A 21,937-nucleotide genomic window follows, 5' to 3' on the forward strand; every position below is an offset into this window, starting at 1 on the left:
GCAACGATGAAGCGAGATACCGGCCTCAACCGCGCCATCACCCGCAACTGGCGTCCCGCGACCCGCGCGGTGCGGGGTGGCACCTGGCGTTCCGAGCAGGGCGAGACTTCCGAGGCGATTTTCCTCAGCTCGGGCTTCTCCTACGACGACGCGGCGACCCCCGCCGCCCGGTTTGCGGGCGAGGCCGAGGGGGATGACCTATTCGCGTCTCCAGAATCCCACCGTGGCGATGCTCGAAGAGCGCATCGCGCTGATGGAAGGAGCCGAGGCCTGCCGCGCCCAGGCCAGCGGGATGGCGGCGATGACCACCGCGCTGCTCTGCCAGCTATCCGCGGGCGATCACATCGTCGCCGCGCGAGCCGCGTTCGGATCGTGCCGCTGGCTGGTCGACAGCCTGTGCCCGCGCTTCGGAATCGAGGCATCGGTCATCGATTCCCGCAACAACGCCGCCTGGGAAGCCGCGATCCGGCCCAACACCAAAGTGTTCTTCTTCGAGACTCCGGCCAACCCGACGATGGACATCGTCGACCTCGGTTTCGTCTGCGAGCTGGCGCGCGAGCACGGGATCACCACGGTGGTCGACAACGCCTTCGCCACCCCGGTACTCCAGCGTCCGCTCGAATGGGGCGCGGATGTGGTCGCCTATTCGGCGACCAAGATGATGGACGGGCAGGGCAGGGTCCTCGCCGGGGCGGTGTGCGGCAGCCACGAATTCATCAACGAAAAGCTACTCCCCTTCCAGCGCAATACCGGACCCAACCTCTCCCCGTTCAACGCCTGGGTCGTGCTCAAAGGGCTCGAGACGCTCGACTTGCGCATCCGCCGCCAGAGCGAGAGTGCGATCAGGCTGGGCCAGATGATGCAGGGCCGCGTCGCAAGGATGCTCCATCCCGGGCTGCCCAGCCATCCCCAGCACAATCTTGCGCTGCGCCAGATGGAGGCGACCGGGCCGATCTTCAGCTTCGAGGTCGCGGGCGGCCGGCCGCAGGCGCATGCGCTGCTCGACGCGCTCGAATTGATCGACATCTCCAACAACATCGGCGACGCTCGCTCGCTAATGTGCCACCCTGCCTCGACCACGCACCATTCGGTCGGTCCCGAGGCGCGCGAGGCGATGGGCGTTGGAGAGGGCATGCTACGGCTCAACGTCGGCCTGGAAGACGTCGCCGATCTGGCCGAGGACATCGACCGGGCGCTGGTGGCGGTCGGGCTTTAGGGCAGCGAACTGAGAATCTCACCCAACTCAGCTCGTGCTGAACGTGCAGAAGCATCCTAGTATATCTCGTTCCGCCCTGCCGCCCGAAGAAGAAAGCGGCTGTTCGACAAGCTCCGGGCAAAGGGTTTGGAGTGCGGTTGTCGCGGGTTTTCAGCGCCGCGTCAGTCTCGCTTCCCCCGGTAACTTCGGGTCAACCATTCCGCGCTAGGCTGCGTTGACCACGACTGTCGGAGGGCATGCGGTGAAAGTCGTCACCATCGACGGTATGGACGAGCAGGAATTTCGCCACTCGATCGAAGACATGCTGCGGCATGACCAGGTCGACGAAGCCGCCACCCGGCTGCGCGCGTTGCTCGAACCCTGCACCGGCGTGCATGAAACCTTGCCGCCGCGCTTCCTCGAGGTGACTTCACGGGACATCGAAGTCGGCGGCTGGCACCGGCTCGCCGATCGCCTTCTCGATCACGACCGGCCCAATCACAAGATATCCGCGATCGGCGTCACCCTGGCCGATGCCAGGGTGCTGGGCGGGCCAGGGCCGTCGCGCGGCAGGCTGGCTCCGTTCATCAAGACCTTCTATTTCAACGACGATGCCTACCCGTTTTCGGATGCGACCCGCGATGATCTGCTCGATGGCTATTCGCGCGACGGGTTCGAGTGGCAGGGCGACTACCAGGCGACCGACGCGACGCTGTCGATCCGGGGGATCGACGACCTCTATGGCGCGATCGTCGAACTTGAAGACCGCCTCCTTGACAGCGCCGACCCCGATGAAGGGGAGATTCGCGCAGGGAGCATCGGAGCCTGCTATCTGGCCACGCTGATCCACCAGTCCCTGCGCGATACGATCCGCGCGAAGGGACTGCCCCGGCCATTGTGCGTCCTGGCCGCTTGTGACGGGGTCTATCCGTTCTTCGATGCGCCGGTGGCGGGGACCGACGCGTGTGCGGCAACCGAACCTGCCGACGAGACAATTGCAGGTTCGGACGAGGCGACTTCGGCACCCGACGAAGATGAGGGCGCCGAAGTTTCGGCCGGCATGGCCAGTTTGCTAAGCCTGGTTTCACAGACCAGGACCAAAGCGCCTGTCATGGTGCTGTGTGACGAGGATGTGGAGGAAGCGTTCCGCTACACCGAACGCGCGGAAGCCGAGCGGGTAGGCATCGAGGACGGACATGCCCTGAACTTGGCGCTGGCGGAGTCCCAGGCGGCCCTGCTCGCGCAGGCCCGGGCCGAAGCGGCACTCGTGGCGGGCGAACTGGATTGGGACGAGACAGGCCGGTTCGACCAGGACATCTCCTTTCTCGACCGGACCGATGTGGACAACCGGGCACAGTTCCTACCAGTGATCGAGGTTCCCTCGCCGCCGGCAAGAGACGAGGAATATCACTTCGAGACAGTCGATACCGGTCAGCCAGACGACGAATACCTGAACGGTGACGACGACGATGGCTTGATGGGTCCGGACACTTTCTCCGCGCTCGACGAAGAGAGGGCTTTCGAGGAGTTCGTGACGCCGGCCAGCCATAGTCTGCGCGCCCGGATCAACTTGCGGAGCCCCGAAGACGACCACGCGCGACCGGGTCTTTTCGCTGCCCCGCTGGCATGGCTCAAACGGCTGATCTTCAAACGCTAGGAACGACCGATCGAGCAAGGCGGCGAAGGCCGATTCCCGGCAATCGGAGCTATTTGTCGGTCATCGTCCAGACCCCGTCCCAATCTTCCGGCGGGGGCGACTTGGAATACTGGCGCACCCGGTCGCGATAGATCTTGGCCGGACCGTCGGCGGGATCGATCGCCAGTAGTCTGCCGAACGCCGCTTCGGCCTTGCACCAATCGCGCGCGGTGTAGGCGTGGAGACCTTCGTCGTGCAGCTCGAGGATCGCGGCGAGTTGCGCGTAGTTCTCGCCCGCCCGCCAGCCGACCGCCTCGAACACCGCGACCGGGCGGTCCTTGCCCTTGACCCGCAGCAAGTCGATCTCGCGCAGCAGCGCGGGGGCCTTGAGGCTGGCGACGGTGAAATCGGACAGCAGGATGCGCGTGCCGTAAAACTTGTTGGCGCTCTCCAGGCGGCTGGCCAGGTTCACCGCGTCGCCGATCACGGTGTATTCCATGCGCTTGACCGAGCCGATGTTGCCGACGATCACGTTGCCCGTCGACAGTCCGATGCCGATGTCGAGCTCGGTCAGGCCCGCGGCGCTCTGGCGGGCGTTGAACGATTTCAGCGTGCGCAGCATGTCGTTGGCCGCGGCCAGCGCGTTGTCGGGGTCCTCGGGCTTGGGGAAGGGCGCGCCGAACAGCGCCATGATCGCGTCGCCGATATACTTGTCGAGGATGCCGCCGTGCTCGAAGATCACATCGACCATGTCGGTGAAGTAGCTGTTGAGCACCGACACGGTCTCGCGCGCGCCCATCGTCTCGGCCATCTTGGTGAAGCCGCGCACGTCGGAGAACATGATCGAGACGGTCTGGTCCTTGCCGCTCAGGCCCGCGTCGCCCGCGGCGAGCAGTTCGTCGGCGACTTCGGCCGACATGTAGCGCGCCATCGTCGAGCGGACGCGTTTTTCCTCGGTGATGTCTTCGACAACGATCAGCGAACCGATCCTTTGGCCGGCGCCGTCGATCAGCGGCGCGGCGGTGAGGTTCACGGTGGAGGTGGTGCCGTCGCGGCGGGTCAGCTCGGCATCGACGGCGATGCTGTTCTGTCCGGTGGCGATCGTCTCACGCAGGTTCTGCATGATCCAGCGGTTGGGCCGGGTGACGATGTCGTCGAACTTGCGCCCGATGATCTGCTCGACTGGCAGGCCGATGGTCGCGACGGCCGGATCGTTGGCGGTGACCACCACGTTGTCGCTGTCGAGCGAGACGATGCCGTTGGAAATCGATTGGAGGATGGATTCGTTGTAGTTCTTGATGTTCAGGACGTCTTCGAACAGCCGCGCGTTCTCGAGACTGACCGCAACTTGCGCCGCGAACGCGCGCAGCCGTGCCTCGTCCTTCTGCGTGAACCCGCCATCGCGCTTGTTGAGGACCTGGGCCACGCCGATCCGCCCGCCCGACTTGTTGATGATCGGGGCGGCGAGGATCGAGCGAGTCACGAAGCCGGTGCTCTTGTCGACCTGCTGGCTGAAGCGCGTGTCCGCATAGGGATCGGCGATATTCTCGACCACGCCGCTGGTGAACACCGCCCCGGCGATTCCCTGGTTGGACGGAATGCGGATTTCGCGAGTTTCGATCCCCGCGGCATAGACCGAGACCAGCTCGTCGCGCTTGGGATCGTGGACGAACAGCGTGGAACGCTCGGCATTGAGCAGTTCGGCCGTAACTTCCATGATCCGTTCGATCAGCACTTCGAGCTTGAGTTCGCCCGACAGGTCGGAGCTGATCGATAGAATGCGCTGCTCGTCGCGCAGCGAATCGACCATCAAGCTGAAGCCACGGAAGAGCTCGGCGTATTCGTCGGTGCTGATGACGTCGAGGTGGGCTTCGTCGAGCTTCCCGCTCTCCACTTTCTCCATCGCCTCGAGCATGCGCTTGGCCGATCGCGAGACATCCTGCGCCGTCAAGAGCCCCATCGCGAAGGCTCCGGCGATGCACACCGTGATCACCGCGCCGATCCATACGTAAAGCGGCGTCATATTCTCGCCGCCGAAGCTGAAATCACCTGGCGAGATGATCCGCTGAACCTTGAACACCACCGAGAACGCAAAGAAGATCAGCGGCAGCGAGGCGACCCCGATCGCCAGGTAAAGCAGCTTTTCGCGCAAGCGAATCGAGATCAGCTTGGCTTCCTTCTCGGGCGGAAGCTGTTCGCCCAACCGCTGGCTCAGGCGGCGGATCACCGGCTCGATCTCGCGCCCGACCGAGAAGTATTCGAAGATCGCGTGGGTGGGCGAGGCGAAGAAGATCACCGTCGCGCAGAAGGCACCCATCTGCCAATATTGGAACCCCGCGTCGAAGACCAGGTTCGACAACATGAACGCGACCACCAGCAAGGTCATCGCCATCGGGCCATGGAACAGCGTAACTCTCAGGAAGGCCAGCAGCGGCAGGTTGAGCGCCTGCACTATCCCGTCGCCCAGAATGTCGCGGTTGGGCAGGCCGAAATCGTCCAGCAGGTCTAGCGCGCGGCTGATCGGGCGTAGCTGGTAGTGGATGAAGAGAATGTCGAGCGTGGTATAGAGCGACATCCCGACCGGGATCATCGGCCCCCAGATAAGCCACTGCCGCAGGGTGAACTCGCCGCCGACGATGACCAGCATGAGCGTGACCGCCGCAGCGATGGTCGAGGCGAGCAGGTAGAGCCACGAGACGCGCAGGAAAAGCGCGCGGGACGAGCGCCGGGGGACCGGCGACTTCGCACGTCCTGCAGGCCGTATGGTGGGAAAGTGCAACACTGAGCCCCCGCTGCTGCACGCCAAGCTACCACAAACCGCGCGCTACGGAACTGGAAAGCACACCCCTGCGCGACTTTGCCCCCGGATTGAGCGATTTGAGGAGATTGTCGCCCCGCGCGTTTGGGGTTACGCTCACCTGCAATGAAGGAACTGTTCCAGCATGCCGCCGTCACCGACGGGGTCACCGTGCGCGTCGCGGTCAACTTCCTGCCCGAGCAATCGCGGGTCGAGGCGGGCAAGTGGTTCTGGGTCTATCACATCCGCATCGAGAATGGGTCGGACCAGCCGGTCCAGCTCGTTACCCGCCACTGGCGGATCACCGACGGGCGCGGCATGGTCAACTTCGTCGACGGCGAAGGCGTGGTCGGCGAACAGCCGCTGCTCAAGCCGGGACAAAGCCACGACTACGTCAGCGGCTGCCCGCTGGCGACGCATCACGGTTCGATGGAAGGCCACTATACGATGCGCCGGGCCGACGGAAAGCTGATCGAAGTGGCAATCCCGTTCTTCCCGCTCGCGGCGCCTGCAACGGCGGGGTGAGGGGACGAATAGCGAGCCTCTTGCGGCCTTTGCCGATTTTGGTTGCCCATGTTTGGCCAGACGCTTTCGGAATGAAAGTGTCCCGTCCGCTCCATACCCCCCACCCTATGGGCCCGCGCCGGCCTCTCCCCGCGAAGCTCTCCCGCCAAGCCTTGCCCAATCCGCCTCCGCGCACTAGCCAGCGCGCATGAAGCGCACCCATCTTCCGCTCAACGGTCTGCGCGTGCTCGATGCGGCGGCGCGGCATTTGTCGTTTACGCGCGCGGCCGACGAGTTGGCGGTGACCCCTGCAGCGGTCGGCCAGCAGATCCGCGCGCTGGAAGACTTGTTGGGCGTCGTGCTGTTCCGCCGCACGCCCAAGGGTCTCGAGCTGACCGGCGAGGCGGTGGCCGGGCTCGATCCGTTGCGCGAGGGGTTTTTGCGCTTCGAAGAGGCGGTCCAGGCGATCCAGGCGGGCCAATCGAGCCACGTCTACACGATCGCGGTGCCGCGCGATCTGCTCGGGCTATGGCTCGCTCCCCGGCTCGCCGGGTTCCGCCACGAGAATCCGCAGGTACGCTATGCGCTGGTCGCGGGGGACGCGGAGATGGACTTCACCGAAGCCAACCTCGATCTCGCGATCCGCTTTGGCGAGGGGCCGGGCGAACTCGAAGGCGTGGCGCTGGGCAATACCGACCGGGTCGTCGTCACGCCGTCGGACGGCGATGGGATCCCTGCTTGGATCGGCTGGCCCGGCGACGCCGTACCCGATGGCGAGGAGCCCGCGCTTAGCGTTGCCGACGCCGGGCTGGCGATCTCCGCGGCCGCAGCCGGTCTCGGCCGCGCGCGCGTTCCCGCGCTTCTCGCCGATGCCGCGCTCGCCGCCGGGCAGCGCATCGCCCTGGGAACGCGCGAGGCCTGCCGCCACGGTTACTGGCTGGTCGCTCCGACCCCGCAGTGGCGCCAGAAGAAGGTCAAGGCGCTGGTGGGGTATTTGACGGCCTGATCCTGCCCTTGCCGGGGGAGCCTCAGCCGCCCGCCATGAGGCTGGCATTCCCCCCCGCCGCCGTCGTGTCTATGCACACCACGCGTTCGGTGGCGAAACGCGCGACATAGTTGGGACCGCCGGCTTTCGGACCTGTTCCCGAGAGCCCCTCACCGCCGAAAGGCTGGCTTTCGACCACGGCGCCGATCTGGTTGCGGTTGACGTAGAGGTTGCCGACCTTTGCGTGCGCCTCGACGAAGGCGCGGGTTGCGTCGATCCGGCTGTGGAGGCCGAGGGTGAGGCCGAACCCGGTGGTGTTGATCGCGTCGAGCGCTGCGCCGAGGTCCTCGCCCTTGAACCGCGCGACGTGTAGGACCGGGCCGAAATTCTCCTTCTCGAGATCGGTGATGCTGTCGATCTCGATGATCGTGGGCGGCACGAAATGGCCGTTGGTGGCGCTTTCGGGGAGGCCGCGCTGCCAGACCTTGCGCCCGGCCTGCTTCATCGCGTCGATGTGGGCTTCAAGGCCCCGCTTCGCCTCGGCGTCGATCACCGGGCCGACATCGGTCGTCAAATCCTCCGGGTCGCCGATTACGAGCGCTTCCATCGCGCCGCGGATCATCGCCAGCATCGCGTCGGCAACGTCGTCCTGAAGATACAGCACGCGCAGCGCCGAGGCAGCGCTGCCCGGCCGACTGGAACGCGCTGGCGATCACGTCGCGGGTGACCTGCTCGGGCAGGGCCGAGCTGTCGACCAGCATCGCATTCTGCCCGCCGGTTTCGGCGACGAGCGTCGCCAGCGGGCCATCGCGGCCGGCGAGCGCGCGGTTGATGATGCGTGCGGTGTCGGTCGATCCGGTGAACGCGACCCCGGCGACCAGCGGATGTGCGGTGATCGCCGCCCCGACCATGCCATCGCCAGGCAGCACCTGGATCACCCCATCGGGAATCCCGGCGTGATGGCACAACCGGACCGCCAGCCCGCCGAGCAGCGGGGTCTGCTCGGCGGGCTTGGCCAGCACCGTGTTGCCCGCAGCGAGCGCGGCGGCGGCGGGGCCGATGAAGATCGCCAGCGGGAAGTTCCACGGCGCGATTGTGGCGAAGACACCGCGACCGTGATGGCTCAGTCGGTTGGTCTCGCCGGTTGGGCCGGGAAGCTGCGTGTCGTGGGTAAATAGCCGCCGGGCTTCGCTGGCGTAGTAACGCAGGAAATCGACCGCCTCGCGCAGTTCGAGCACCGCGTCGGGCAGGGTCTTGCCGGCTTCGCGGCAGCACAGCGAGAGGATCTCGTCGGCGTGGGCTTCGAACGTTGCGGCCGCGGCATCGAGCAGCGCGGCGCGGTGCTCCCCGCCCAGCGCGTCCCACCCTGGCTGGGCTGCGGCGGCGCGGTGCGCGGCGAGATCGACATCGTCGCCGGTCGCGTCGGTGCAGTGACCCACAAGGCTCGTCCGGTCATGAGGCGAGTGGATCGGGCGGGTGCTGCCGCTCTCGCTGATCGGCGAGGTGGCGCCGGCCTCCCACACTTTCGCCTTCAACCCCTCCAATCGCTCCACCAACGGCCTCCGCACCAGCGGGTCCGCCAAATCGATCCCCAAGCTGTTCGCCCGGCCCGGGAAAATGTCGCCCGGAAGGGGGATCGCCGGGTTGCGCCTGGGCGTCAGCGCCTCCAGTTCCGCCACCGGATCGCCGGTGAGCGCGGCAACCGGCACTTCCGCGTCGGCCATGCGGTTGACGAAGCTGGAATTGGCGCCGTTCTCGAGCAGGCGGCGCACGAGGTAGGCGAGCAGATCCTTGTGCCCGCCGACGGGCGCGTAAATCCGTACCGGGGTGCGAGCATTCCCCTCTATTTTCGCCAGTTCTTCATAGACTTCCTCGCCCATCCCGTGAAGTCGCTGGAATTCGAAGCGCGCGTCCGATCCGGCCAGCGCTTTGATCGCGCCGATGGTATAGGCGTTGTGCGTGGCGAAGGCGGGGTAGATCGCGTCTGGCGCGGCGAGCAGCTTGGCGGCGCATGCTAGATAGGAAACATCGGTCGCAACCTTGCGTGTAAAAACCGGAAAATCCGCGAACCCGCCGACCTGCGAGTGCTTGATCTCGCTGTCCCAGTATGCGCCCTTGACCAGCCGGACCATGATGGTGCGGCTATGGCGACGGGCCAGCGCGATCGTCCACTCGACGAGCGGGACGGCGCGCTTCGAATAGGCTTGCAGCGCGAGCCCGAAGCCCTGCCAGCCGCCGGCAAACAGCTCGTCGTCCGCGACCAGCGCGGCGACCAGGTCCATGCTGAGTTCGAGCCGTTCGGCCTCCTCGGCGTCGATGGTGAAGTGGATGTCGGCGTCGCGCGCCTGGACAGCGAGGTCGCGTAGCACCGGCAGCAGCGCAGCCTTGGCGGCATCTGCGTGGAGGAATTCGTAGCGTGGGTGAAGCGCCGAAAGCTTTACCGAAATCCCCGGCGAGCGGACCACGCCCGGATTGCCAGTGGCCTTCGCCTCACGCGCGATCGTCGCCAGCGCCGCCTGGTAGCTCAGCCGGTAGCGCTCGGCGTCGGCGAACGTCATCGCCGCTTCGCCCAGCATGTCGAAGCTGTGACTGAGGCCTCGTGCGCGTTCGGGTGTGGCCCTCGCCAGCGCCTCGTCGATCGTTCGTCCGAACACGAATTGCCCGCCGAGAATCTTCATCGCCTGAAGCGTTGCGGTGCGGATGACCGGCTCGCCCAGCCGCCCGACCGCACGTTTGAGACTGGCTCCCAGGCCCGCCGCTTGCGCACGCCGCTGGTCGAGAACCCGCCCAGTCAGCATCAGCGAGAAGGTGGCGGCGTTGACGAACGTGCTGGAACTGTCGCCGAGATGCTCGGACCAGTCGATCCCGCCCAGCTTGTCGTGGATCAGCGCGTCGGCGGTGGCCGTGTCGGGCACGCGCAGCAGCGCTTCGGCGAGGCACATCAGCGCGATACCTTCATCGGTGCCGAGACCGTAAGCTTGAAGAAACGCGTCGAGCCCCGAAGCCTTGCGCGCCCGCGCGCCCTCGACCAATTGCGCGGCCAGTGCGGCAGCCTGCGGATGCACCGCGCGTGCCGGCGTGGCCTCGCGCAGGCGCTCCGCTAGGCAAGCCTCTTCCTCCTGGCGATAGGCGGCGCGCACGGCGGCGCGGGTCGGTTCGGCTGGCGGCACGTTGGTTGCTTTCGAAACGGGTTTGGGAGCCCATGCACCAGCCCGAGGGTAGCTTCAATCCACCACTCGTCTCCGCTCGTGTCGAGCGAAGTCGGGACATTGCGCGCGAGTTGCGGCACGCGCGCGATCTCTCGACTTCGTTTGGGATGGATAGGCATTGTTGTTCGCTCGGAATGAGCGGCGTATTGCTGCCTTTAGCGAGCAACTGAGAGTTGTCATCGTGCCTTCATGACCGCAAAGGTTCGCCGATGACCGCCGCCGCCTCCGTCACCTGGGCCGACCCCGGCGATCTCGCCGCCGTCGCCGCGCGGATCGCCGCCGAAGTGGCGCGCCCGGGCAAGAAGCGGATCGCCATTGCGGGCGGGTCTACCCCCGGCAAAGTGCTGCAACTCCTGGCCGCGCAAAACCTCGACTGGTCGGGGGTCAGGATCGTTCCCACCGACGATCGCCAGGTTCCGCCCGATCATCCCGCCAGCAACCTCGGCGCGCTGCGCCGCGCGTTCGCGGGTACCGCCGCCGAAATTCTGCCGCTGGCCGACGGCGATCGGCCCGCGCGGTTCGATCTGGTGTGGCTGGGGATGGGGGAGGACGGTCATATCGCTTCGCTGTTCCCGCGGATGTGCGCCGAGCCGTGCAAGCGCCGCCGAGTGATCGCGGTCACCCCGATCCCCTTGCCGCTCGAAGCGCCGTTTGCGCGGCTGACGCTGAACCGGAAGGCGCTTACCGCGGCCGAGGCGGTCATCCTCGTCGTAACCGGACGCGCCAAGCGCACGGTGATCGAGCACGCCCTGGGCGGGGCCGATTCTTATCCGGTCTCGGATATCCTGCGTGGCCCCGGCCCACCGGTCACGATCTATTGGAGCGAATGATGCCGCAAAGCGTGCAACTGCACCCCACGCTCGCCAAAGTTACCGCGCGGATCGTCGAGCGCAGCCGCGCGGGCCGCGCCGCCTATCTCGACCTGATCGACCGTGCTCGCGACAAGGGGGTCAACCGACCGACGTTGTCGTGCGGCAACCTTGCGCATGGCTTTGCCGCCGCGGGTGACGACAAGCCCTCGCTGCGGGCCGGGACCGCGCTCAATATCGGGATCGTCACCGCCTATAACGACATGCTGTCGGCACATGCGCCTTACGGGGCTTATCCTTCGCAGATCAAGATCTTCGCGCGCGAAGTTGGCGCAACCGCACAAGTCGCCGGCGGGGTTCCGGCGATGTGCGACGGGGTGACCCAGGGCCAGCCCTCGATGGAACTGTCGCTGTTCAGCCGCGACACCATCGCGCTCGGCACTGCTGTCGCACTCAGCCACGGGATGTTCGAGGCGGCTCTGCTGCTGGGAATCTGCGACAAGATCGTGCCGGGGTTGTTGATCGGCGCGCTGCGCTTCGGCCACCTGCCGACAATTCTGGTTCCGGGCGGGCCGATGCCCAGCGGCCTCGCCAACAAGGAAAAGGCGCGCGTCCGCCAGCTCTATGCCGAGGGCAAGGCGACCCGCGAGGAGCTGCTCGAGGCGGAAAGCCTCAGCTATCACAGCGGCGGCACCTGCACCTTCTATGGCACCGCCAATTCCAACCAGATGATGATGGAGATGATGGGGCTGCACATGCCCGGCTCCAGCTTCGTTCATCCCGTCACCAAATTGCGCCAGGAACTCACCCGCGCCGCGGTCCACCGCGCCGCCGCGATCGGCTGGAACGGCGACGACTACCGCCCGCTGGGGCGCTGCGTCGACGAGAAGGCGATCGTCAATGCGGTGGTCGGGCTGCTCGCGACCGGCGGCTCGACCAACCATTTCATCCATCTGCCCGCGATCGGCCGCTCGGCAGGCGTGCTGATCGACTGGGACGACATGGACGAACTCAGCCGCGTTGTGCCGCTGATCGCCAGCATCTATCCCAACGGGCCGGGCGACGTGAACACCTTCGCCGCCGCCGGAGGCACGCCGTTCGTGATTCGCGAACTGCTCGATGCGGGCCTGGCGCACGAAGACATCATGACCGTGTACGGCGACTCGCTTCGAGACGGCGCGCGCGAACCGGGTCTCGGCGACGAAGGACTGCGCTGGCACGATGCGCCCGAGGAGTCGTCGGATGCAACGATCCTGCGTCCGGCAAGCGCTCCGTTTCAGCCGGAGGGCGGCCTGCGCCTGCTCAGCGGCAACCTCGGACGCGCCAACATCAAGCTCAGCGCGGTCGATCGCGCGCGCTGGACGATCGAGGCTCCGTGCCGGGTGTTCGCCGATCAGGACGCGGTGATCGCCGCGTTCAAGGCGGGGGAGTTGGAGCGCGACGTGGTTGTCATCGTGCGCTTTCAGGGTCCGGCGGCCAACGGCATGCCCGAACTCCACAAGCTGACCCCGCCGCTCGGGGTGCTGCAAGATCGGGGCTTCAGGGTAGCCCTGGTCACCGACGGACGGATGAGCGGGGCCAGCGGCAAGGTGCCCGCGGCGATCCACGTCAGTCCCGAGGCGCATCTGGGCGGGGCGCTGGCCAGGTTGCGCGATGGCGATCTGGTGCGGGTGTGCGGCGAGAAGGGCGAACTGGTCGCGCTGGTCGACGCGGCCGAATGGGATGCGCGCGCGCTTGCGGTGCAGCCGCCAGTCACACCCGGCACCGGCCGCGAGCTGTTCGCGCTAATGCGGCTGCACTGCGACACCGCCGAGCAGGGTGCCAGCGCGATGCTGGCGGCGGCGGGCTTATGAGCGAATGACCGAACTTGTCGCGGTCGACATCGGGGGCACCCACGCCCGGTTTGCGCTGGCGCAAGTGGCGGATGGCAAGGTCCACCGTCTCGGCCCCGAAACCACGCTGAAGACCGCCGAGCACGCCAGCTTTCAGACCGCGTGGGAGGCGTTCGGCGCGGGGCTGGGCCGCCCGCTGCCCGAAGCCGCCGCGATCGCCGTCGCCGGGCCCATTCAGGGCGAGATCGTGCAGTTCACCAACAACCCGTGGATCATCCGCCCGGCGCTGGTGAACGAAAAGCTGCGGGTCGAGCGCCACGTTCTGATCAACGACTTCGCCGCCGTCGGCCATGCGGCGGCGCAGGCCGAGTCCGAGCACTTTGTCCACCTGGCCGGACCCGATGTACCGCTGCCGGTCGAAGGCACGATCAGCGTGGTCGGTCCCGGCACCGGGCTGGGCGTGGCGCACGTCTGGCGCGATGCGAGGGGCTACCGCGTTTCGGCGACCGAGGGCGGGCACATCGACTTCGCCCCGCTCGACGCCATCGAGGACGCCATCCTGGCGCGGCTGCGCGCGCGGTATCGCCGGGTGTCGGTCGAGCGCGTGGTCGCCGGGCCGGGCCTTGCCGAAATCCACGCCACGCTCGCCCGGCTCGAGGGCAAGGCGGTGCTCGAGATGCCTGACAGCGAACTGTGGGCGCTGGCGATGACGGGCGAGGACAGCCTCGCCGCCGCCGCGCTCGACCGGTTCTGCCTGGCGCTGGGCAGCGTCGCGGGCGATCTGGCGCTGGCGCAGGGAGCATCCGCCACGGTGATCGCGGGCGGACTCGGCTACCGTATCCGCGACCACCTGGTCCGCTCGGGCTTTGCCGAACGCTATACCGCAAAGGGGCGGTTTGCAGAGATGATGGCGGGGCTGCCGGTCAAGCTGATCGTCCATCCCCAGCCGGGGTTGCTGGGAGCCGCAGCCGCGTTCGCGCAGGCGTTCGATTGATGGTGACCAACGACCCATGAGTGGGGTGGTGCGTTGTCAGAAATCGGGTAGCTTCTGCGCAGCAAAACCCCATCCCGCCAACGCCTTGCCTTTCGCTCTTCGGAGCAATGCGTTGACATCCCCGATCGACCACGGGTGCGCGTTGTCGAATCCGGCCAACTCGCCCCAGGCGATCGGCGCCGCCACCGGCGCGCCTTCGCGGGCGCGGGCCGAATAGGGCAGCACGGCGGTGCTGCCGCGCTGGTTGCGCAGCCAGTCGATGAAGATCTTGCCCTTGCGTTTGGCCTTGCTCATCGTCGCGACGAACCGCTCGGGCTCGGCCAGACTGAGCGCCTCGGCGAAACGCTTGGCGAAGTCCTTGTGCACCTCCCACGAATGCCCGGCGTCGAGCGGAACCACCACGTGGACGCCCTTGCCCCCCGAAAGCATCGCGAAGCTGACCAGGCCCAGGTCCTCGAGCTTGTCGTGGATGTCCTTGGCCGCGCTTTTGACGTCGCCGAAATCGAGGCCCTCGTCGGGATCGAGATCGATGATGAGGCGGTCGGGGTGCTCGACATCGCTGGCGCGGCTGCCCCAGCCGTGGAATTCGATCGTCCCCATCTGGACGCACGACAGCAGCCCCTCGGCGCTGTCGAGCCACAGGTAATCCTCTGCCCCGCCGTCCTTCTCGACGATCGGCACATGGTGGACGTGCGCGCCGAATGTCCCGGCGTCATGCTTCTGGAAGAAGCACTTCTTGCCGCGACCCTGCGGGCAGCGGACGAGGCTGACCGGGCGGCCGGCGGCGAACGGCAGCATCAGCGGGGCGATCGTCGCGTAGTAGTCGGCGAGATCGCCCTTGGTCTGGCCGCTGTCGAACACGGGACGGTCGCGGTTTGAGATCTTGACGGTTTCCGCTGTCGGCACGGTGACCGGCGTTTCGGGCGACACGTCCCTGGCGGGTTTGTCGCCGCGCAACCCCAGGAAGCTGCCGTGGCGGACCGAGCCGTCGGCTGTAAATTCGGCAAAGGCGATCTCGGCGACGAGCTCCGGCTTGAGCCAGGTGACCCCGCGCCGCGCGGCGCGCGGGACGTTCAGAGGGGCGTCGGCGGCTTCCAGCTTGTCCATCCGTGCGGCCAGATCGCCCAGCGTATCGCCGGTGAAGCCGGTGCCGACATTGCCCTTGTAGACCAGCGTCTTGCCTTCATGTTGCGCGAGCACCAGTGACGAGAACGGGCGGCCCTTGGCGCTCGATTTCTTCCAGCCGACAATCACGAATTCCTGGCGCCGGGTGCATTTGACCTTGAGCCAGTCGCGGCTGCGCTTGCCCGCATATTTGCCGTCGATCCGCTTGGAGATGATCCCTTCCTGTCCGGCGTCGCACATCGTCCGCAGCAGTTTCTCCCCCGCGCCGATCACGTGGTCGGCGACGTGGATCGGCGGCGCGGCGGCGGCGAGCAGGGCTTCAAGGCGCTCCTTGCGCTCGATGTTGGTCAGCGTGGTCAGGTCCGCGCCGTCGAGCTCGAGCAGGTCGAAGGCGTGGAAGGCGAGGGGGGTGGCGTCGGTCTGCGCACCGTGGCCGCGCTTGAGGACGGCCTGGAGCGAGGAGAAGTCGGGGTTGCCGTCCGTGTCGTACGACACGATCTCGCCATCGATCAGCGCGGGCGGCAGGTCGAGCGCGGCGATGGCTTTGGCGAGCGGAGCGAACTTGTCGGTCCAGTCGAGCCCGTTGCGGGTGTGGACGCGCACCTCTCCGCCCTTGACCGCGACCAGCGCGCGGTAGCCGTCGAACTTGATCTCGTGGAACCACGAATTGCCCGCAGGTACGGCATCGACGAGGGTCGCGAGCTGGGGCGGGCGGAAGGCGGGGAGCTTTGCCGCTGTGGCCTTGCGTGGCTTGGCCTTGCGCGGCTTGGCCGCGGGCTTGGCGACCGTCGCGTTGTGTTGCGCCGCATCGGCCATGATTGCGGTGAACGCCTTGCCTTTCTGACCCTTGAGCGAATGCTCGCCCGCCTGATCGGCGGCGATTTCTGCCATCGTGCGCTTCGTCAGCACGCTGGTCAGCGATCGTTCGACCAGCACGTCACCCACTTCCGCGAACTCGTCGGCGATCTTGCGCAGCAGCCAGTTCTCGCGCTTCTCGCCCGGGCGCGGCCGCAGGCGGATCATGATCCACTCGCCGTTCATCCGCTCGCCCGCCAGGGTGAAGTGGAGGTGCCCCTTGTCGATGTCCTTGGCGCTTTTCCCCGCGATCGGCGCCCATGTGCCGCGGTCCCACAGCATCACCGTGCCGCCGCCATATTCGCCCTTGGGAATCGTGCCCTCGAATTCGGCATAGGCCATCGGGTGGTCTTCGGTCCGCACCGCGAGCCGCTTGTCCTCCGGATCGAGGCTGGGGCCGCGCGTCACCGCCCACGATTTGAGCACGCCATCGACCTCGATGCGGAAATCCCAATGGAGCCGGGTCGCGTCGTGCTTTTGGACGATGAAAAGGCCTGGGCCGGACGTGGATCCGGCCTTGCCGGTGGCGCTGGCCTCTCGCTTGCCCGCGGGTTCCGCCGTCAGTTTGAAATCGCGCTTGGCATTGTAGGCAGCGAGGGGATCGGAGCGAGCCACGATTACCGAGCCTGCCCAATTCTCAAAGCGGGTGTGGTGGCAAACGCTGGTTTCATGCTCGCTTGCGTGCAGGCGCCTTTGCCGCCGCCTTCTTCGCAGGCGCCTTCTTCGCCGCGGGCTTGGCCGTATCGCCGCCCGAACCAACCGACTTCTTCAGCGCCGCCATCAAGTCGATAACGTTGCCGCCGCGCGGGGCTGGTGCGGACACGTCCTCGAGGATCGTCTTGCCCTTGGCTTTGCTCTTCTTCTCGATCAGCCGGTGGAGCGCCTCGATGTAGCGGTCGTGGAACTCCTCGGGCTTGAACGGCGCGGTCTTCTTGTCGATCAGGGTGGTGGCCAGATCGAGCAGGTCGGCGTCGGGCTTGGCGTCGGGGATGTCACGAAAAAAGCCCTGCGCCTTCTGGACCTCGTCGGCATAGCGCAGCGTTTCCATCACGATCCCGCGCCCGCACGGCTTTAGGCTGACCAATTGCTCGCGCCCGCGCACCGAAAGCTGGCCCAGCGCGATCTTGCCCGCAGCCCGCAGCGCCTCGCGCAAGACGACGTAGGCCTCTTCCGCGAGATCGTCCGCAGGGACGACATAGTAAGGCTTTTCGAAATAGAGAACGTCGATGTCCTCGCGGCCCACGAACTGGACGAGGTCGAGCGTCTTCCGGCTCTCGATCTTGACCGCTTCGATCTCTTTGTCCTCGAGCAGCACGAAGTTGCCCTTGGAGACCTCGAAGCCCTTGACGATCTCGTCGCGGTCGACCGGGCCGACGCCCTGGACGACTTTTTCGTAGTTGATCGGCTTGCCGGTCGGTTCATGGATCTGGCGAAAGCTGATCGCCGCGCCGGACTTGGTCGCAGGATAGATCTCCACCGGGATCGACACCAGCGCGAGCCGAATCTGTCCCTGCCAGTATGCTCTTGCGGCCATTTTCATCTTCCCGTCGCGGTAATCGCTCGTCTCCACGAATCCTCAGGGGCGCGGCGGTTCCCGAAACCGTTCATGATCCGCTCAGCGGGTGCTACTATGGTGGCTGGCCGCCGGAAATTTTGGAGTCGCCTACCATGTCCACCCGTGCCCCGTTCGCCGCGTCCGCGCTGGCGCTCGCGCTGGCTGCGTCGCCCACCGCGGCGAAGCCCGAGAGCAAGGCCGCCAAGGCGGCCGAGATGATGCGCGACCCGGTCATGCAACAGGCGATGGCCCGCACCGTGGCGGCGATGAGCGAGGCGATGCTCGACATGCCCCTCGAACCGCTCGCGCGGATGGCCGATGCGATGGGCGACCGCCGCACCGCCCGCAACATGCGCGGCGCCACCGTGGGCGACTATGCCGGCCCCGAAGCCCGCGACATGCCGCGCGAGATGAGCCGCGAGCTGCCCGCGCTGATGGGCCAGGCAGGGGGAATGGTCGCCGCAGCCGAGGAAATGACCCCCGCGCTCAAGGCGATGGCGCGTGAAATGGGCGCGCGGATGAAGGACGCGATGCGCGATGGCGCGCGCGGAACCGGCGATGACGATCGCGACTATCGCAGCGATGAGAGCACTTCGCCCGAGCGCGACGACGGCGTTCCGCCCTCCGCAAGCGAGGAGCCGAGCGATGGCCCTTATGCGACGCCCGCTCCCGACCAGGGCCCGGATCGCTAGATCGATACCCTGGATCGGGACTGGCGCCGGTCACAAAACTGCAACCTTGCCGCACCATCCCCGTCAGGAGTAATCGAACGGGGGCATGTTGACTGAACGCGCGACCGCCGCCGTAGCGGACGAGGCACCGGCATTGGCTGGCGAGGAACCGCGCTTTCTCAACCGCGAACTGAGCTGGCTGCACTTCAACCGCCGCGTTCTCGCCGAGGCTGCCAATACCTCGTATCCGCTGCTCGAACGGTTGCGTTTCCTGTCGATCAGCGGGACCAACCTCGACGAATTCTTCATGGTCCGCGTCGCGGGCTTGCGCGGCCAGCAATTGCGCAAGATCGAGGATCGCTCGATCGACGGGCTGACCCCGTCGCAGCAGCTTCCGCTGATCACCGCCAAAGCCGACGCGCTGATGGCCGACCAGCAGGCCCTGTGGCGCGAACTGCACGCCGCGCTGGGGGAGCATGCGATCCGGGTGCTTGAACTCTACGAGATCACCCGCGACGAGGGCAGCGAGCTCGAACGGTTCTTCGCCGAGCAGTTGTTGCCGATCATCACCCCTCAGGCGCTCGATCCCGCGCACCCGTTTCCGTTCATTCCCAACCTGGGGATGTCGATTCTGTTCGAGCTGAAGCGCAAGGCCGATGGCGAGGCGGTGCGCGAGCTGATCATGCTGCCGGCGGCGCTGCCCAGGTTCTATCAGTTCGACGAAGCCCGCCCGCGCTTCGTCGCGCTGGAGACGGTGCTGCGCTATTTCAGCGAGGCGCTGTTTCCGGGGTTCGAGGTGGTCGGTTCGGCCGCCTTCAGGGTGGTCCGCGACAGCGACATCGAGATCGAGGAGGAGGCCGAGGACCTCGTCCGCTATTTCCGCAGCGCGATCAAGCGCCGCCGCCGCGGCCGTGTGATCCGGCTCGAGGCCGAGAGCGCGATTCCTCCCGAACTCGCCAGCCTGATCGCGCGCGAGCTGGGCGGTGACGATGCCATGATCAGCGAGACCGACGGCCTGCTGGGGATCGCCGACCTTGCCCAGATCGTCGACATCGACCTGCCCGAGCTCAAGTTCGAGCCCTACACCCCGCGCTTTCCCGAACGGGTGCGCGAGCACGACGGCGATTGCTTCGCGGCGATCCGCGAGAAGGACATCGTCGTCCACCACCCCTACGAATCGTTCGACGTGGTGCTCGCCTTCCTGCGCCAGGCGGCGGGCGATCCCGATGTGCTGGCGATCAAGCAGACGCTCTACCGCGCGGGCAAGCAGGGCGCCGTGATCCGCGCGCTGTGCGACGCGGCGGAGGCGGGCAAGTCGGTAACCGCGGTGGTCGAGCTGAAGGCCAGGTTCGAGGAGGAGCAGAACCTCCACTGGGCAGCCCAGCTCGAGCGCTCCGGCGTGCAGGTGGTCTATGGCTTCATCGAGCTCAAGACCCACGCCAAGATCAGCCTGGTGGTGCGCCGCGAGGGCAAGGCCATTCGCAGCTACTGCCACTTCGGGACCGGCAACTATCATCCGGTGACCGCGCGGATCTACACCGACCTCAGCTTCTTCACGGCCGACCCCCAGCTTGCGGCCGAGGCCGCCGAGGTGTTCAACTACATCACCGGCTACATCGAACCGCAGCGCCTCGAACAATTGGCGATCGGCCCGCTCAACCTGCGCGAGAAGCTCTACGCGCTGATCGATCGCGAAATCGCGAACGCAAGCGCGGGCAAGCCATCGGGCATTTGGGCGAAGATGAACGCGCTTTCCAACCGGGGGGTGATCGACAAGCTCTACGAAGCGAGCGCGGCTGGCGTGCCGATACGGCTGATCGTGCGTGGGGTCTGCTGCCTGCGTCCCGGCGTGCCGGGGTTGTCCGACACGATCGAGGTCAAGTCGATCATCGGCCGCTTCCTCGAGCACAGCCGCGTCTGGGCCTTCGCCAATTGCGCGGCGATGCCCGGCGCGAGGACCGAGGTCTATATCTCGTCGGCCGACTGGATGAGCCGCAATCTCGACCGCCGGGTCGAATACGCGCTGCCGCTGCGCAATCCGACGGTCCACGACCAGGTGCTCGAACAGGTGATGCTGGCGAACCTGCTCGATGACGAGCAGAGCTGGGAAATGCTGCCCGACGGCACCTACCGCAAGGTCGTGCCCGGCAAGCGCCCGTTCAATCTCCACACCTACTTCATGACCAATCCGTCGCTTTCCGGTCGTGGAGAGTCGTTGGGCGAGGGTGGCGCGGTGCCGAAGTTGACACTACACCGCCGCGGGTGAGCGCTCCCCGCCAGCAGGCCATCGTCGACATCGGTTCCAACTCCATCCGTCTGGTGGTGTTCGGCGGCGCTCCGCGCGCGCCCGTGGTGCTTTACAATGAAAAGCTGATGGCCGGGCTGGGACGCGGGGTGGTTGCGTCCGGCCGGCTCGATCAGGGTGCGGTCCGGGTGGCGCTGGCGGGGCTCGCGCGGTTCGCCGAACTGATCCGGGCGATGGACCTCGATTCCCTCGACGTGGTCGCGACCGCCGCGGTGCGCGAGGCGGAAAACGGCGAGGAGTTCCTGGCCGCGGTGCGCGATCTGGGCCTGCCCGCGCGGATACTCGACGGCGCTGGCGAGGCAAGGGCGGCGGGTTTCGGAGTGATCGCCGGGCTTCCGAGTGCCAACGGGACGGTCGCCGATCTGGGCGGCGGATCGCTCGAACTTGTCCGCGTCGCCGATGGCGAAGTTGGCGAGAGCGCGTCGTTTCCGCTCGGCGCGATGCGGGTCGCCTCGCTGCGCGCGAAAGGTCCGGCAAAGCTCAAGCGCGCGGTTGCCGAGGCGGTGCGCGGCCTGGCATGGCGCGAGCAGGCTATCGGCAAGCCGCTCTATCTGGTCGGCGGATCATGGCGCACGCTGGCGCGGCTGCACATGCACCTCGCCGGGTTTCCGCTGCCGGTGATCGCCAACTACGGCTTTTCGGCGAGCGAGGTGAAGCCGATGCGGCGCTCGCTCGCCGCTACCAGCGCTGCCGCTCTTAACGCGGTGCCCGGCGTCAAGTCCTCGCGCCTGCCTCAGATCGGCGATGCCGGAGCGCTGCTCGCCGAACTGAGCGAGGCGCTGAAACCGGACCGTTGCGTGGTCTCGGCGTTCGGACTGCGCGAGGGGCTGCTGTTCGCCCGGCTCGATGCAGAGGAGCGCGCGCGCGATCCCCTGATTGAAGGCGCGCGGTTCATGGCCGCCGCGCAGCAGCAGGTGCCCGGTTACTCTGACGCACTATGCGCCTGGCTCGACCAGTTGTTCGGCGAGGAGGCGCACGACCTCACGCGCTTGCGCAACGCGGTGTGCCTGCTGCGCGGCACCGGGTGGTCGTCCAATCCAGAATTCCGCGCGCTGGGCGGAGAAGAGATGGCGCTCCACGGCAACTGGACCGGGATCACCGCTGCCGAGCGCGCAACGATGGCCATGGCGCTGTTCGTCGGGATGGGCGGCAGCGGCGATGCGCCCCCGCCGATCCTTGCCGAGCTCGCCGATCAGGAACGTCTGAGCCGCGCCAAGGCCTGGGGACTGGCGATGCGGTTGGCGCAACGGATCGCAGGCGGCGCGCCCGCACTGCTCGGAGCCACTCGAATGGCGCGCGAGGAGGGCCGTCTGGTCGTCACCCTTCCTCCTGGCCACGCCGCGCTGCTCGACGCGACGGTCGAGCGCCGCGCCGCACGCTTGGCGACGGCATTGGGTCTTTCGGGCGCGACGGTGCTGGCCTGACCACAAGTTCCGGGCATTCCACGAACGGCAATTTGATTGGG

At 66.9% G+C, this 21,937-nt stretch carries 14 protein-coding genes and 1 pseudogene; 10 read left to right on the top strand and 5 right to left on the bottom strand.

All coding sequences use genetic code 11. The features are described from left to right. Positions 1-6: 6 nt before the first annotated feature. Together GKE62_RS16605 and GKE62_RS16610 are read left to right on the top strand one after the other, a co-directional pair. Positions 7-1,216 (top strand): annotated as a pseudogene (locus GKE62_RS16605) (PLP-dependent aspartate aminotransferase family protein). 241 nt (positions 1,217-1,457) lie between these two features. Then, on the top strand, positions 1,458-2,852 hold the full coding sequence (locus GKE62_RS16610) for a hypothetical protein (RefSeq protein WP_154693203.1): 1,395 nt from the start codon (positions 1,458-1,460) through the stop codon (positions 2,850-2,852). Positions 2,853-2,901: 49 nt separating this feature from the next. Here the strand turns inward: GKE62_RS16610 and GKE62_RS16615 are convergent, their stop codons facing one another. After that, complete coding sequence (locus GKE62_RS16615) at positions 2,902-5,610, bottom strand: adenylate/guanylate cyclase domain-containing protein (RefSeq protein ID WP_154693204.1); 2,709 nt, start codon at positions 5,608-5,610, stop codon at positions 2,902-2,904. A 144-nt stretch (positions 5,611-5,754) separates the two neighbouring features. Here GKE62_RS16615 and apaG point away from each other — a divergent pair, with 144 nt between their 5' ends. After that, positions 5,755-6,153, top strand: coding sequence for a Co2+/Mg2+ efflux protein ApaG (gene apaG, locus GKE62_RS16620; RefSeq protein ID WP_154693205.1), 399 nt, complete (start codon positions 5,755-5,757; stop codon positions 6,151-6,153). 187 nt (positions 6,154-6,340) lie between these two features. Further along, positions 6,341-7,138, top strand: a complete 798-nt coding sequence (locus tag GKE62_RS16625) for a LysR family transcriptional regulator (RefSeq protein ID WP_154693206.1) — start codon at positions 6,341-6,343, stop codon at positions 7,136-7,138. 22 nt (positions 7,139-7,160) lie between these two features. Here GKE62_RS16625 and GKE62_RS19880 read toward each other — a convergent pair whose 3' ends face one another. Together GKE62_RS19880 and putA are read right to left on the bottom strand one after the other, a co-directional pair. Next, positions 7,161-7,724 carry an aldehyde dehydrogenase family protein gene (locus tag GKE62_RS19880; protein ID WP_370516014.1) on the bottom strand — a complete coding sequence of 188 codons (564 nt, stop codon included), beginning with the start codon at positions 7,722-7,724 and terminating at the stop codon, positions 7,161-7,163. After that, the gene (gene putA / locus GKE62_RS16630; protein ID WP_370516015.1) at positions 7,639-10,287 is read right to left on the bottom strand and encodes a bifunctional proline dehydrogenase/L-glutamate gamma-semialdehyde dehydrogenase PutA; all 2,649 of its coding nucleotides are present in this window, start codon (positions 10,285-10,287) and stop codon (positions 7,639-7,641) included. Before putA ends, GKE62_RS19880 begins: the two co-directional genes overlap by 86 nt. A 248-nt stretch (positions 10,288-10,535) precedes the next feature. Here putA and GKE62_RS16635 point away from each other — a divergent pair, with 248 nt between their 5' ends. Genes GKE62_RS16635 through GKE62_RS16645 form a run of 3 tightly spaced genes read left to right on the top strand, consistent with a single transcriptional unit; the run spans position 10,536 to position 13,961 of the window. Continuing rightward, positions 10,536-11,156 (top strand): 6-phosphogluconolactonase, encoded by a 621-nt coding sequence (locus GKE62_RS16635; RefSeq protein WP_154693207.1) that lies wholly within the window; start codon positions 10,536-10,538, stop codon positions 11,154-11,156. Then, the gene (gene edd / locus GKE62_RS16640; protein ID WP_154693208.1) at positions 11,156-12,988 is read left to right on the top strand and encodes a phosphogluconate dehydratase; all 1,833 of its coding nucleotides are present in this window, start codon (positions 11,156-11,158) and stop codon (positions 12,986-12,988) included. Before GKE62_RS16635 ends, edd begins: the two co-directional genes overlap by 1 nt. Positions 12,989-12,992: 4 nt before the next feature. Then, a complete protein-coding gene (locus GKE62_RS16645) occupies positions 12,993-13,961 on the top strand; it encodes an ROK family protein (RefSeq protein ID WP_154693209.1) in 969 nt (322 codons plus the stop codon). A gap of 36 nt (positions 13,962-13,997) precedes the next feature. On the opposite strand, the gene ligD is transcribed toward GKE62_RS16645, so the two are convergent. After that, a complete protein-coding gene (ligD, locus tag GKE62_RS16650) occupies positions 13,998-16,556 on the bottom strand; it encodes a DNA ligase D (RefSeq protein ID WP_154693210.1) in 2,559 nt (852 codons plus the stop codon). Between the two features lie 52 nt (positions 16,557-16,608). Continuing rightward, positions 16,609-17,475, bottom strand: coding sequence for a Ku protein (locus tag GKE62_RS16655; RefSeq protein WP_154693211.1), 867 nt, complete (start codon positions 17,473-17,475; stop codon positions 16,609-16,611). A gap of 134 nt (positions 17,476-17,609) precedes the next feature. On the opposite strand from GKE62_RS16655, the gene GKE62_RS16660 reads away from it, so the two are divergent. From GKE62_RS16660 to GKE62_RS16670, 3 genes are all read left to right on the top strand, one after another. Next, complete coding sequence (locus GKE62_RS16660; RefSeq protein ID WP_154693212.1) at positions 17,610-18,188, top strand: hypothetical protein; 579 nt, start codon at positions 17,610-17,612, stop codon at positions 18,186-18,188. A gap of 85 nt (positions 18,189-18,273) precedes the next feature. Next, positions 18,274-20,433, top strand: coding sequence for an RNA degradosome polyphosphate kinase (locus GKE62_RS16665; RefSeq protein ID WP_154693213.1), 2,160 nt, complete (start codon positions 18,274-18,276; stop codon positions 20,431-20,433). Further along, entirely contained in the window at positions 20,430-21,896 is a 1,467-nt protein-coding gene (locus GKE62_RS16670) for a Ppx/GppA family phosphatase (RefSeq protein WP_154693214.1), read from the top strand. The genes GKE62_RS16665 and GKE62_RS16670 overlap by 4 nt, the downstream gene beginning before the upstream one ends. The last annotated feature ends 41 nt before the right edge of the window (positions 21,897-21,937 follow it).

Source organism: Novosphingobium sp. Gsoil 351 (genome assembly GCF_009707465.1).
Lineage (GTDB): Bacteria > Pseudomonadota > Alphaproteobacteria > Sphingomonadales > Sphingomonadaceae > Novosphingobium.

What these genes read in the sequence shown, in the direction of transcription:
- apaG (WP_154693205.1), top strand. Translation starts at nt 5,755, where the DNA reads ATGAAGGAACTGTTCCAGCATGCCGCCGTCACCGACGGGGTCACCGTG.
- GKE62_RS16625 (WP_154693206.1), top strand. Translation starts at nt 6,341, where the DNA reads ATGAAGCGCACCCATCTTCCGCTCAACGGTCTGCGCGTGCTCGATGCG.
- GKE62_RS19880 (WP_370516014.1), bottom strand. Translation starts at nt 7,724, where the DNA reads ATGGAAGCGCTCGTAATCGGCGACCCGGAGGATTTGACGACCGATGTC.
- GKE62_RS16635 (WP_154693207.1), top strand. Translation starts at nt 10,536, where the DNA reads ATGACCGCCGCCGCCTCCGTCACCTGGGCCGACCCCGGCGATCTCGCC.
- edd (WP_154693208.1), top strand. Translation starts at nt 11,156, where the DNA reads ATGCCGCAAAGCGTGCAACTGCACCCCACGCTCGCCAAAGTTACCGCG.
- GKE62_RS16645 (WP_154693209.1), top strand. Translation starts at nt 12,993, where the DNA reads ATGACCGAACTTGTCGCGGTCGACATCGGGGGCACCCACGCCCGGTTT.
- GKE62_RS16655 (WP_154693211.1), bottom strand. Translation starts at nt 17,475, where the DNA reads ATGGCCGCAAGAGCATACTGGCAGGGACAGATTCGGCTCGCGCTGGTG.
- GKE62_RS16660 (WP_154693212.1), top strand. Translation starts at nt 17,610, where the DNA reads ATGTCCACCCGTGCCCCGTTCGCCGCGTCCGCGCTGGCGCTCGCGCTG.
- GKE62_RS16665 (WP_154693213.1), top strand. Translation starts at nt 18,274, where the DNA reads ATGTTGACTGAACGCGCGACCGCCGCCGTAGCGGACGAGGCACCGGCA.